Origin of the sequence: Deinococcus taeanensis (genome assembly GCF_020229735.1) — a bacterium.
In the GTDB taxonomy this organism is placed as follows: domain Bacteria; phylum Deinococcota; class Deinococci; order Deinococcales; family Deinococcaceae; genus Deinococcus; species Deinococcus taeanensis.
Genome location: NZ_CP083457.1, coordinates 11,759 through 24,351, shown reverse-complemented (window position 1 = coordinate 24,351; position 12,593 = coordinate 11,759). Strand labels below are relative to the sequence as shown.

Annotated in this window: 13 protein-coding genes; all 13 read right to left on the bottom strand. The window is 68.3% G+C overall.

What is annotated here, in order from left to right:
- Nucleotides 1–8: 8 nt before the first annotated feature.
- Nucleotides 9–1,349 carry a hemolysin family protein gene (locus LAJ19_RS15850; protein ID WP_225523840.1) on the bottom strand — a complete coding sequence of 447 codons (1,341 nt, stop codon included), beginning with the start codon at nt 1,347–1,349 and terminating at the stop codon, nt 9–11.
- Nucleotides 1,349–2,629 carry a hemolysin family protein gene (locus LAJ19_RS15845; protein ID WP_349774855.1) on the bottom strand — a complete coding sequence of 427 codons (1,281 nt, stop codon included), beginning with the start codon at nt 2,627–2,629 and terminating at the stop codon, nt 1,349–1,351. The genes LAJ19_RS15850 and LAJ19_RS15845 overlap by 1 nt, the downstream gene beginning before the upstream one ends.
- Before the next feature lie 274 nt (nt 2,630–2,903).
- Entirely contained in the window at nt 2,904–3,092 is a 189-nt protein-coding gene (locus tag LAJ19_RS22140; protein WP_225523839.1) for a transposase-like zinc-binding domain-containing protein, read from the bottom strand.
- Nucleotides 3,093–3,748: 656 nt separating this feature from the next.
- Complete coding sequence (locus LAJ19_RS15835; RefSeq protein ID WP_225523838.1) at nt 3,749–4,108, bottom strand: IS1 family transposase; 360 nt, start codon at nt 4,106–4,108, stop codon at nt 3,749–3,751.
- Nucleotides 4,109–4,386: 278 nt separating this feature from the next.
- Nucleotides 4,387–4,458, bottom strand: coding sequence for an IS1/IS1595 family N-terminal zinc-binding domain-containing protein (locus LAJ19_RS22135; protein ID WP_432804254.1), 72 nt, complete (start codon nt 4,456–4,458; stop codon nt 4,387–4,389).
- A 394-nt stretch (nt 4,459–4,852) separates the two neighbouring features.
- Nucleotides 4,853–5,119, bottom strand: a complete 267-nt coding sequence (locus LAJ19_RS15830) for a hypothetical protein (RefSeq protein WP_225523837.1) — start codon at nt 5,117–5,119, stop codon at nt 4,853–4,855.
- Between the two features lie 17 nt (nt 5,120–5,136).
- On the bottom strand, nt 5,137–6,297 hold the full coding sequence (locus tag LAJ19_RS15825) for a branched-chain amino acid ABC transporter substrate-binding protein (RefSeq protein ID WP_225523836.1): 1,161 nt from the start codon (nt 6,295–6,297) through the stop codon (nt 5,137–5,139).
- A complete protein-coding gene (locus LAJ19_RS15820) occupies nt 6,294–7,847 on the bottom strand; it encodes an aldehyde dehydrogenase (NADP(+)) (RefSeq protein ID WP_225523835.1) in 1,554 nt (517 codons plus the stop codon). Before LAJ19_RS15820 ends, LAJ19_RS15825 begins: the two co-directional genes overlap by 4 nt.
- On the bottom strand, nt 7,844–8,749 hold the full coding sequence (locus LAJ19_RS15815; RefSeq protein ID WP_225523834.1) for a dihydrodipicolinate synthase family protein: 906 nt from the start codon (nt 8,747–8,749) through the stop codon (nt 7,844–7,846). The genes LAJ19_RS15820 and LAJ19_RS15815 overlap by 4 nt, the downstream gene beginning before the upstream one ends.
- Nucleotides 8,746–10,095, bottom strand: coding sequence for an FAD-dependent oxidoreductase (locus tag LAJ19_RS15810; protein WP_285892310.1), 1,350 nt, complete (start codon nt 10,093–10,095; stop codon nt 8,746–8,748). Before LAJ19_RS15810 ends, LAJ19_RS15815 begins: the two co-directional genes overlap by 4 nt.
- On the bottom strand, nt 10,085–10,339 hold the full coding sequence (locus LAJ19_RS15805; protein WP_225523833.1) for a (2Fe-2S)-binding protein: 255 nt from the start codon (nt 10,337–10,339) through the stop codon (nt 10,085–10,087). Before LAJ19_RS15805 ends, LAJ19_RS15810 begins: the two co-directional genes overlap by 11 nt.
- On the bottom strand, nt 10,332–11,444 hold the full coding sequence (locus tag LAJ19_RS15800; RefSeq protein WP_225523832.1) for an NAD(P)/FAD-dependent oxidoreductase: 1,113 nt from the start codon (nt 11,442–11,444) through the stop codon (nt 10,332–10,334). The genes LAJ19_RS15805 and LAJ19_RS15800 overlap by 8 nt, the downstream gene beginning before the upstream one ends.
- Nucleotides 11,441–12,424 (bottom strand): proline racemase family protein, encoded by a 984-nt coding sequence (locus LAJ19_RS15795; protein WP_225523831.1) that lies wholly within the window; start codon nt 12,422–12,424, stop codon nt 11,441–11,443. Before LAJ19_RS15795 ends, LAJ19_RS15800 begins: the two co-directional genes overlap by 4 nt.
- Between the last annotated feature and the right edge of the window lie 169 nt (nt 12,425–12,593).

Here is a 12,593-nt window from a genome sequence, read left to right as displayed (position 1 = left end):
CCCGGACGTCACTCCTGGACCGACGGGCTCGACGGCTCCTGTTCGGGCCGCTGATGGGCTGGCACGGCCCTCACCCGGACGCGCGTGATTTTGAGGCCAAGCACTTCCTCTGCCGTCAGGTCATGGCCCTGCACGTTCACCGTGATACCTGGGGCCGGGACCGTTCCGTACTCGCCCAACAGCAGCTCCGCAGCGGTCATCGCGTCTTCACTGTGCAGGTTCAGGCCATGGTCCTCCCGCAGTTCGCTGAGGGTGACCTGACCGTCCACCGTCAGGGAACCGTCCGCATTCACCTGCACCCAACCGGAGGTCCCCGCCTCCTCTTCCTCCATCACATCCTCGATCAGGTCATCCATGGTCACGAACCCCAGGGTGCCTCCGGAGGCATCCACCACCAGGGCCGCGTGCAGGCGTTTGCGCTTGAACAGGGCCAGCAGATGCTCAGCCGTTGAGGACGCCGCGACGCTCGGTAACGGCCGCACCAGCCGGTCCAGTTGAGGGGACCCACCCGACACGCGCGCCCGGATGAAATCCTTGACGTGCAGCACCCCGATGATCTCATCAAGGTTCTCCTCAAACACCGGGTACCGGCTGCGCGGCGAAGCGGCAATCCGCCGGGTGACCTCCTCAGGCGAGGCGCGGATCGACAGCGCCTCCAGGCTGCGCCGGGGCGTCATCAGGTCTGCAGCCGTGCGGTCCTCGAGCGCGAAGATGTTCTGAATCAGGTCGCGCTGCACCTGCCCCAACTGCCCACTGTCCGCACTCTCATCCGTAACGATGCTGAGTTCCTTGCTGGTGTACAGAAACGTGTTCTTTCCCGGTTCCCGGATCCGCAGAACGCGCATCAGCCCGAGCGCCAGGATACTGAGCAACAGGATCAGCGGCCGGAAAAGAAAGCCAACGGCCCGCATCAGCGGATTCACCTGCAGGCTGACCGTTTCCGGAGCCTGCAAGGCCAGCGCTTTCGGGATCATCTCCCCAAACACCACGTGCATGAAGGTCACCAGACTCAAGGCGAGAATGAACGCCAGTGTGTGCGCCGCCGCGTGAGACAGCCCAGCTTCCTCGAACGGCCCATCCAGCCACCCGGCAATCGCGGGTTCCCCGTACATGCCCAGCCCGACCGAAGCGAGGGTGATCCCCAGCTGCGCGGCGGCGACGTAGCGGTCCTTTCCAGTCTCATCATCGAACACGGCCGCCAGCCAGCGGGCCGCCGGATTGCCCGCCGTCGCCAGCGCGCTCAGCCGGGACCGCCGGGACGCCACCAGGGCGAATTCAGCAGCGACGAACAGGCCGTTGAGCACCACCAGAACGATGATCACCACGGTGGAAAAGGCCGTGCCCAGCATCAGATGGTCCGCCCGGTGTCCCCGTCCACCGTGCCGCGGGGCAGCGTGAAACTCGCCCGCTGCACTGCGCGGCGGTCCATCGCCTCAACCCGCACGATCACTTCACCGACGCTCACCTCATCGGCCACCATGGGCAGCCGGCCGAGTTCATGCCAGATCAGACCGCTGACGGTATCCACCTCGTCCGCAGGCAGGTCCAGTTCGAAGCGGTCATTGAGCTGATCAATCCGCACGTCCCCACGCACCGTCACCCGGTCACCATCGACCGTCAGGGGCTCCTCCTCCCGGTCGAACTCGTCCTGCATTTCCCCAAAGATCTCCTCAAGGGCGTCTTCCAGGGTCGCCATCCCCGCCACGCTGCCGTACTCATCGACAGCGATGGCGGCGTGCCGCGACGCTTCCCGCAGGCGCCTCCAGAGGTCCGGGACAGCCATACTTTCCGCCACAATCAGCGGCGCACGGGCCACCTCGCTCACCCGCCGGCCCGGCTGGGTTTCACCCGTCAGGAAGAGTTGCCGCAGGTGAATGATGCCGATCACATCGTCAGGCGTTTCACCCGTCACCGGGAAACGGGTGTACGGCGTGTTTGCCAGGCGCCTGAGGGCCTCGTGCACGGTAAGGTGCCCAGGCACGCTGACGAGTTTCGTACGCGGGGTCATGATCTCCCGCACCACCCGGTCCTCGACGTTCAGCACCCCCGCAACCATGGCCCGCTCACTGGCGTCAATCAGGCCTCCGCGGGCACTCTCGCGGTACAGGTCCTCGAGTTCCTCAGGCGAGTGAACGTGCGCGTGGCTGTAATCCACCCGGAGGTTCAAGACCCGCATCAGGGCAAAGGCCGAGCCGTTGAAGAGGCTGATCAGGGGCCGAAAAACAAGCAGACTGAACTGCATGGGCCGCAGAGCAGCCACGGCCAGCCGCTCGGGGTAACGCAGCGCCACCGTTTTGGGCAGCAGCTCTCCGAGCACCACCTGCAAGGCCGTAATCAACGTCAGCACCAGGATGGTCGCGAGGACCGGACCACCCACTGGGCCGACCACGGGGGTGAGCAGAGGGATGAGCCGGGCCTGACCGTACGCGCCCGCAACCAGGCTGCTCAGGGTAATGCCGATCTGGCACGCGGCAATGTAGGTGTCCAGGCGCCCTGGGTCTTTCAGGATCTCCAGCAGGTCCGCGGCCGCGCGGTTCCCATTTTCGGAGGCTTCCTGCACGCGGGAGCGTCTCGCGCCGACCGTGGCGAACTCGGCAGCGACGTAAAGAGCATTGACGGCGACCAGCAGCAGGATGATCAGAAGGGGCAGGAGGGCCGTCAGAGCGCACCACCCAGCCCCGTGGCCCTATTTACGGGCGCTGGGCGGTGGGCCGAACTGGGAGGTTCAGCGGTGTCGCTGGCGGGCAACGGCATAGACGACCACCATAGCGCACCTGCCGCGACGAGCGCGCCTGAGCGCGGAGAAGAAAGCCAAACGCGCGGCTGTGAAGTGGCCATTAAATCCATAAGCGCAAAAATTCTGATCAGCGGCTGCCTGCAGCACCCTCCCCGTGAGAAGTCATTCACTGTGGCCGGTTTTGGGAACAACCAGTACGGCCGCGTCCAACAGGTGCCCTTCGCGTTCCCGGGGGTTCAATCCTGAACTTTGGGAAGCCACACGCCCGACACAAGTGGCGTTGCCTGCCCCTCTGGGTATGGCCGTTTTTGACGATGCGGACGGCGTCGCACTGCGGACACTCGATACCGTTCATGCTTCATTCCACACCTGTCACGCTCAAAAATTTACGATCACCCGATGTATACCCTTGACCTAGCCTGCATTCGACGCTATATTCAAGAAATCAAGGCGGCCTTCGGGTCGCCTCTTTTGTTTGCTGTGGCCAGTTGCAGGACCCGGGTGTAAGACTGTTTATCAACGACAATGAAGCTTCGCAGCCGAAGCCTAAACTTAATCCCGACTGTACCGGCGCATCTCAGACTTCTTCTGCGGGGTACAACAGGTCACCAACCGTTCACTGCCGCTCAGTCGATTCCTTGATGACTCGGAACCAGTTGCCGGCAACCCATAGCGGCAGGGCACCAGCCACATAACTCAGCAGTGCACCACTAAGCACGAACTTCAATATCCCGTTCATCTCTCTGTTTAACCCCCCTAGAACAAGGAAAACTCCTATCAACGCCGTGGCCAAGCTGCTCAGAATCACGCCTATGAATCCCCGCTGACCCAGGTCAGAGCGTCCCCGCCAGATGCCGAAGGCAAGAACGCCCCCAGCAGCTAGAAGAATCAAAGCAAAGACCGCTGAGCTGCCTACATTCGCCGTAGAGGTGGACACAGCCGTAGCAGACCACAGAAGGCAACAGAATGTGGCTCAAATACGCAGGCTCAGGAATCGGGTGCGTAGAGGGTTCAAGGGAATGACGCGTTGTCCTGGTGGATGAAGAACCAGACGACGGTCTCCAGATGCGACTGGCGACGACTGAAGGCCAGGGAACGGCGCACCAGATGGGCCAGGCGGGCGCGCAACGTGGCGTTGAAACGCTCAACATACTGCGTCCCACCGAAGCGGTGCAACTTCCCAAACACGACACTTTTGTAGGCGGCCAGGCGGTCTGTCATACAGACCACGTCCAGGTCAGGATATTCCAGGCTATGCCACAGCCCGTCCGCGCCCAAGGTGTCACGGGGACCGAGGAAGCACCCGACGATCAGTCGAGTGTCCCGCTCCGTCGCCAGCCAGATCCAGAGGGGTCGTTGATGGCTGCTCACGAACGTGCATCATTCGTCGCATTCCAGCACCCTCTCCAAGGGTGCTGGAATGCTCAGGCTATTTTTGCTAGGGACAGCGGGTCATCAGATTCGTGGAGGACGCTGCCAGTCGACTGTTTAAGATGCGGACGGAACCACGAGCGGCTCACGCCGGTGACTCGACAAATCCCTCGGTGGGAGATCCGTTCGGTCAACAACCGCTCAGCCAGAGCGATGATTTCAGCGGAAACCCGATGCCAACCGGGCTGCAGGGTGAACTGGTGGCGGCACCGACACAGTTACCGCTGCTTACCTGTGTGAGCGTGACCGTTTTTGACGATGCGGACGGCGCCGCACTGCGGACACTCCAGACCGTTCTTGCTTCATTTCACACCCGTCATGCTCAGAAATCCATGACCACCCGGTGGATAAGGTTGACAGGCCCTGAATACCGCTCTATATTTAAGAAATCAAGGCGGCCTTCGGGTCGCCTTCTTCAGTTGTGCGGCGGCCCGGTGTGATCGCCGGTTCTTCGCCGTTCAGCGTCGGTCCTGAGGCTATCCACGCAAGCAGCGCAGGCGCGCCGCGTCCGTTTGGCCACTGGTCCTGGGGCCTGATTACCGGGGCCCGCCCCCCGGGGACTGGTGGCGTGCATGGGGGCGTCAATGCCGCCCGGTGAGGCCGGTCTGGAGCGCAGCGTGGATGGTGGGCAACGCGACGCCCCAGCCCGAATGACATGGAGGTCGCAATGCCTTGAGGCGTCCACTAATGGTTGTGCAGCGCCCACAGATGCCACTGCTCGACCAACTCCTCGGATTCCGGCCACTGTCGTTGCCAGAACACGGCCATGGCGGCGCTCACCTTCCGGCGGGTCACACCCAGCAGGCGGCGCCACTTGCCAAAAGCCCGGGGCGACGGTGCCGCACTCCCGGCGTCCGTCTGGAGGGTTTCCTTGGCCCGGCGGTGTTCACCACGTTCCGTCTGCCAGAGGACAGAAGCTGCTGACCCCTGTGGATCTAATGCTGCGTGCATGCTGTTCTCCTCAGTCGTCAGGGCCGCTTCGAGACCACATTGATCGTGGTTTCCAGCGTGAAGGCCTTGTGCGCCACCTGCAGGATGTACAGCTTGACTTCCCTGCGGTCACCGAGGCTGTTGAAACTGACAGTTCCGGAAATGAGGCCCGTGACGGTCCCCTTGCGGATGGCCTGTTCCACCTGCTCGCGGGTTGGGCGCGTGTTCCCCTGATTCCGGATGGCACTGAGAATTCCCTGAAGTGCGACTTTCGTCGCGTCGTAGGAGAACAGGCCGAACCCCTGCAGCGGGCGGCCAAAAGCTTTCTGGTACTGGGCGGCCAGTGTTTTCGCGGCCGCCAGCGACTCGGGCGGGGCCGCGATGGTGGTGAAGTAGATGCGCTCGGCGCCGGGGCCCGCGATGGTCCGGAGTTCAGTGCTGTCGAATCCATCTCCCCCCACGATGGGGGTCAGGATGCCCGCTTCGCGCAGTTGCCGGGCAAACACGCCTGCCTGGCTGTACATGCCGCCGAAGTAGATCGCGTCAGGCCGCTGCAACTTGATCTTGGCAATGATGCTGGAGAAATCGCTTTTCTCCTCTGTGCCTTCGTTCGCCAGGACCTGCACGCCTGCGGCTTTGAGGGCCCGTTCGACCTCGTCCGCGAGCCCTTCTCCGAACGTGGTCTTGTCGTTGAGGACATAGACCGTTTTGACCTTGAAGGCTTTCATCATGAAGGTGGCGGCGGCGGGGCCCTGCGCGTCGACGCGCGCGACGATGCGGTTGACGTTCTTCAGGCCCCGGTCGGTCACCTCGTTGGCGGTGTTCAGCGGAGACACCATCGCCACGTGGCTGGCTGCCAGGACGCTGCTGACGGGAATCGCGACGCCGCTGTTCAGGGTGCCGACCACCGCCAGCACACTCTTGTCGGACACGATCTTGCGGGCGGCGGCGGTACCGGTGGTCGGATCGGCCTGGTCGTCGTAGGCCACGAGCTGCAGGTCGAAGCCGAGCTTCTTGAACTGGGCTTTGGCCTCGTTGAGGGCGAGTTGAGCGCCGTTCCTGAGTTGCAGCCCCATGTCCGACTGGGCGCCGGAAAGGGGCGAAACTGTGGCGACCTTGAGGGTGGTCTGCGCGTGGGCAGACCCGAGCAGCAGGGCGGACAGGGGGAGTGCAGCGGCGCGCAGCAGGCGGTGGTTCATGCGGTGACCTCCGGGGTAAGGGGTTCTTGCGTTCGCTGGCCGTCCACCAGCCGCCAGAGCTTCAGGGGGTTGGCGTTTTGCAGCTCGGGCGGCAGCAGGGCGTCGGGATGGTCCTGATAGGCGAAGAGACGGGTGAAACGCTCGGCGGCGCGGGTGCCGACGCTGGTGCTGGCGCCGTCGCTGGTGGCCGGGAACGGGCCGCCGTGCACCATGGCGTGGCCCACCTCCACCCCGGTGGGAAACCCGTTGAGGATGACGCGCCCGGCCTTGCTGCTCAGCACCTCCAGCACGGGCTGCCACGCGGGCAGTTCTTCAGGGCGGGCGTGCAGGGTTGCGGTGAGTTGCCCTTCGAGCGCCTGCAGGGCCCCGGTCAGCGCGGCAAGGGAGCCGTACCGGATGGCCAGACTGACCGGTCCGAACACTTCCTGAGCCAGGTCGGGGGCAGAGGTGAGCGCCGCGAGGGGCGCCGCGTAGAGCGCCGCGTGAACGCCGCGACCCTCCCCGGCGGCGTGCTGGAGTGTTTTCACCTCCGGGTGCGCGGCCAGGGCGGCGGTGCCGCCGGCGTAGGCCTCGTGGATGCCGCCGGAGAGCAGGGTGCAGGCGGGCGCCGCCTGCAGCGCCCGGGCCAGGTCGAGCAGGAGGGCGTCTCCAGCGGCGCCGTCCGGCACGAACAGCAGGCCCGGCTGGGTGCACAGCTGCCCGCCGGAACCAGTGATGCTGGCGGTCAGCCCGGCCACGAGCGGGGCGCCGCCGGCCTGCACGGCACGCTCGCTCAGGATCAGTGGATTGACGCTGCTCATTTCCGCGAACACGGGGATGGGCACCGGCCGGGCCTGCGCGGCGGCCAGCAGCGCCTGACCGCCCGCGCGTGACCCGGTGAAGCCCACCGCGCGGATGTGGGGATGACGCACCAGAGCGAGGCCCACGTCATGCCCGTCGTCGTACACCACGGTGAAGGTGCCTTCGGGCATCGCGGTCGCGGCGGCGGCGGCCTGGAGCGCGCGCGCCGCGACGGCCGACGTGGCGGGGTGGGCCGGGTGGGCTTTGACGATCACCGGGCAGCCTGCCGCGAGGGCGGCCGCCGTGTCGCCTCCGGCCACACTGAACGCCAGCGGGAAGTTGCTGGCCCCGAACACCGCCACCGGTCCCAGGGGGACGCGCAAGCTGCGGACGTCCGGCTTTGGCGGCGTGCGGCGCGGGTCGGGCCGGTCCAGCCGGGCGTCCACCCAGGAGCCCTCGCGCGCCAGGTCCGCGAACAGCCGCAGCTGCTGGGCGGTGCGGGCGGCCTCGCCCCGCAGTCGCGGTTCCGTCAGGGCGGTTTCCTCCATGGCCCGCGCGACGAGTTCGTCGGTCAGGGCCGTGATCTGGTCGGCCGCGGCAGTCAGGAACGCCGCGCGCCGCGCACCGGGGAGCCGCGCGAACGGGCGGGCCGCGCGGGCCGCGGCGTTCACAGCCGCTGCGAGCGCTTCGGGGGACGTGACCGGGACGGGCGTGGGCAGGGCCTCCCCTGTGGCCGGGTTGAGTGCGTGAAAGGCGCGCGGGGCGGTCATACCGGGGTGGGCTGCTGGGCGGCCGCCTGACGGACGAGGGCCTGCACGTCGCGGACCTCCTCGGCGGTGAGGGCGAGGCGGGGCGCGCGCACGCGGGCGCTGCCGCGGCCGGTTTCGGCCTGCACCTGTTTGATGAGCTGCACGAACTTGATGCCGGTGTCCAGGCGCAGCAGCGGCAGGAACCAGCGGTACAGGTCCGTGGCCTCGTCCAGGCGCCCGTCGCGGGCCAGGTCGAACAGCCGCACGCTCTCGGCCGGGTAGGCGTTGACCAGCCCGGCGATCCAGCCGGTGGCGCCGGCCGCGACCCCTTCGAGCAGCAGGTCGTCCACGCCGACCATCAGTTCGACGTGGGGCGGCAGGGCGGCCGCCAGGGCGGTCACGCGGCGCACGTCGGCGCTGGACTCCTTCACGGCGCGCACGTTGGGGTGCTCGGCGGCGAGTTCGAGGATGTGGGCGGTGAGGAAGTCCGTGCGGTACGCGATGGGGTTGTTGTAGAGGATGACCGGCAGGTCGGTCGCGCTGATCACGGCCGCCATGTGGGCTTTCATTTCTCGCCAGTCGCTGGTGTACACGTAGGGGGGCAGCACCATCAGGCCCTGGCACCCGGCGTCCCGGGCGGCCTGCGCGAGGCGCACAGCCCCGGCGGTGCTGAGGCTGCCGATGCCCGGCACCACCGGCGCGTCGCCCAGCGCCTCAACCAGCGTGTCGAGAATGGCGATCTTCTCCGCTTCCTCCAGGGTGTTGCCTTCGCCGAGCGAGCCCAGGGGCACGATGCCCCGGCTGCCGCCGCGCATCATCCACCGGGCGTGGTCGCTCAGAAAGGCGTGGTCCACGCTGCCGTCGGCAGCAAAGGGCGTGGTGATGGCAGGAAAGACACCTTCGAAGAGTTTGGGGTGGGTCATGCGGGTTCCTCCTCAGGACAAGCGAATGGGGCGGCGGGTGAGCGGTCAGGGGCCGGCGCGGCCGGCTCCGCGCGCGGCCGGGCGGCGCACAGCAGGTCCGCCAGCGGGAGCGGGGTCAGGGGCGGGCGAACGCCGGAGAAGGACCAGCCGTACAGGGCGGCGGTGGCCGGGCCGCAGACGCGGCCCTGGCAGGTGCCCATGCCGCAGCGCGTCTGGAGTTTGGCGTCCGTCCAGGACCGGCAGGCGGTGAGGGCCTGGTGTCGGACGTCCTCGCAGCGGCAGATCACCGTGTCGGGGCCGGGGAGGGCCCGGACCTCCGGGCGCAGGGCAAAGGACCGGTCCAGGGCGGCCTGGAAGCGGCGCTGGCGCCCGAGTGGCAAGGCCACGTCACGCAGCCGCTCGATCTGCCCGGTGGCCGCGCACCCAGCCAGGAACCCTTCGAGCTGCGCCTTGTCCACCCCGCCGACCCCGGTCACCTCCCCTGCCGCGTAGATCCCTGCGCGGCTGGTGCGCTGCCAGGCGTTCACCCGCACTGCGCCGGCGCGGGTCAGGGCGCAGCCCAGCAGCGCTGCCACGCGCGTGTCGGGCACCAGGCCGAAACCGGCGGCCAGCCAGTCGCAGGCGAGGGTCCGCTCCCGGTGCCCACGGCGCAGGGTGACCGTACTCAGGCGCCCCTCGCCGCTGGCCCGCAGCGGGTAGGTGCCCGGCCAGTACGGGATTCCCCTCAGGGCAGCCGTCAGCTTCATGGCCTCCGGGCCTTTGCCCGGCAGGCGACTGGCACTCAGGGCAAAGCGGGCCAGGCTGGGCCAGGAGGCCTGCTCCGCCACCGCGATCACGTGCGCCCCTCTGCCACGCAGGCTGGCCGCCACGGCCAGCAGCAGCGGTCCGCTGCCGGCCACCACCACGCGCTGCCCACGCACGTCCAGACCGCTTTTCGTCATGGCCTGCAGGCCCCCGGCACCCACCACGCCGGGGAGCGTCCAGCCGGGAAACGGCACGAACCGCTCGGTGGCGCCGGTCGCGAGAATGACGGTGGGTGTCTCGATCCGGCGCAGGCCGACCGGCGTGGACAAGACCAGCGTGTGCCGGTCGGGCCGGGCGGACTCCACGGCACTGACTTCAGCCTGCGTGAGAACGTGAACGCCCAGGCGGCGCACCTCCCGCAGCAGCGTGGCGGCGGGCCCAGGCTGCGCTTCGGTCAGGCCCCGCCAGATCTGCCCGCCGGGGCCCGGACCGGCGTCCAGGACCAGCACATCCGCGCCGCTCTGCGCCGCGGCGCGGGCGGCGCTCAGGCCCGCCGGCCCGGCTCCGACCACCACGACGTCTGCCGTCAGGTCACTCGTCACCGCGCGCCTCCGGCAACCGCTCGATGACCATGCCCCCGCGGACCGGGGTGAGGCAGGTCCGGACGAGACGGCCGTCGACGAACGCGCGGCATTCCAAGCAGACCCCCATGCCGCACAGGGCGCCGCGGACCTCGCCGCTCAGGCTGCGCCGCGTCACGTGCACGCCCAGGTTCTGCAGGGCCGCCAGGACGGTCGTGCCGTCCCTGACCGTCACGCGGCGCGCTTCGAAGGTCAGCTCAGGCATGGTGCGCCCCCGCGTCAAAGCGCTCGAGGCCGAGGCTCACGCCGGGCAGTGGGGAAGGCTGCCCCGCCAGGTCCGCCCGGAGCAGGGCCGCGGTCGCCAGGGCCGTGGTGATGCCCAGGCCCTCGTGCCCCACGGCGAGGTACACGCCCGGCCGGGCCGGGTGAGGCCCGATAATCGGCAGGTGGTCCGGGGTGGCGCTGCGCAGCCCGGTCCAGAGCCGCAGCGCCTGCACGTTCGGCAACGCTGGAAGAAATTCGGCCGCCCGCGTCAGCATGCGGCGCAGCAGAACCCAGTCGATCTGCTTGTCGACCGGTCCGAACTGGCGGCTCGACCCGATCAGCAGCTGCCCGGTCGGGCGCGGCTGCACGTTGAACGCCACGCTGTCCGCCTCACTGGCGTGCGCGCTTTTCAGATACCCCAGTTCGACCAGCTGGTGACGCACCTGAAGGGACATGCGCTCCGTGATCAGCAGGTGACCCTTCCGGGCGCGCAGCGGCAGCTCCGGCAGCAGGGTCCCGGCGGCCGCGCCGCCCGCCACGACGGTCAGGTCGGCCGTCAGCTGCCGTCCGTCCCTGAGCTGCACGCGGCGCCCGTCCAGCGCCACCACCTCACCGCACTGCACGTCGGCGCCGGCCCGCTCAAGGAGAAAGCGCGCCACGACCGGAGCGTAGACCACCGCGTCCCCCGGCACGCGCAGCGCGCCCGCCAGACCGGCGCGCAGGGCCGGCTCCAGGCGGGCCAGTTCACCGGCGTCCAGCACCGTCGCCTCCCGGCCGGCCGAGCCGTACTGCCGCTGCTTCAAGAGCACGCCGCGCCGCTCGTCCTCATCGCTCGCCACCCACAGGGTGCCGCAGCGCCGGTAGTCCGCCTGGACCGGCAGGTGCGGCGCCAGGGCCTCCCAGAGTTCCAGGCTGAGACTGGTCAGGGCAAGTTGCGCCGGGCTGTCGTCCATCACCACGAGGTGACCCATGCCCGCAGCGGTCGCGCCGCCGCCCACCGTTTCCGCTTCAATCACCGTGACCCGCCAGCCCTGACGCGCCAGCGCCGCCGCGCAGGCCGCGCCGACCAGGCCGGCACCCACCACCACGCCGTGCGGCCGGGTCATCCCCGCTCCACGCTCACGTCGGGCGCCGCGCGGATGCCCCACGCGAACGGATCCCCAGGCTGAACGATCAGCTCCCCCTGCGCCGTGATGTAGGCCCGGCCGGTGATGGTGGGGTGCACGGCGTCGTCCTCCCAGCGGTAGTGGCCTTCAAAGGCGGTGCCGATCACGCTCTCCTGCACCCAGCGCTGTCCGGGCGCCAGGAGACCGTCGGCCGCCAGGCAGGCCATTTTCGCGCTGGTGCCCGTGCCGCAGGGACTCCGGTCGTACGCCCGGCCGGGGCACAGCACGAAATTGCGTGACACCCCACCGACCTCACCGAGCAGTTCAATGTGGTCGATCTGCGCGCCGTTCGCGCCGGTGACCCCCGCGGCCTGCAGCGCCTGACGGACACGCCAGGCCCGGTCGGTCAGCGCCTCGACGTTGGAGGCGTCAAGCACTTCTCCACCCGCGTCAGTCAGGAAAAACCAGTTGCCTCCCCAGGCCACGTCACCGCGCACGTCGCCGAGACCCGGCACCTGCACGGTTACGGCCTGCTGGTGGCGGTAGGCGGGGACATTCTGCACACTGACCCGGCCGTCCCCGTGCAGCGTGGCGGCAACAACGCCGACGGGAGTCTCAAGGCGGTGTTCGCCCGGTTCAATCCGGCCCAGGTAGGCCAGGGTGGCGATCACACCGATCGTGCCGTGCCCGCACATGCCCAGCGGCCCCACGTTGTTGAAGAAGATCACCCCGGCCACACACCCCGCCTCCGACGGGGGAAGCAGCAGCGCACTGACGAGCACGTCATTGCCGCGGGGCTCGTTGTTCACCAGGCTGCGCCAGGCGTCGAAGTCCCGGATCAAGGCGCTGCGCTGGTCGGCCAGCGTGGCGCCCGGCAGGGCCGGGAAACCGTCCAGGATGACGCGCGTCGGCTCTCCGGCCGTATGGGAATCGATGAAGTGCACACGCCGCGTGGCGCGCGCCGAGCTGATCTGGGACATGCCTTCACCATAGGCAGGCCCTGGCACGGCGTCTTGTACAGGTTCGCGGAACGCCGCGACGCTTTCTGCACAGTTCACCGCCCGGGGTCCGGTGGGCCAGACGGGACAGCCTGCAGGGCCGCCCACCACATCGCCAGCCCGGTGCGCGATAGTGCCTGCGGAGGACGAC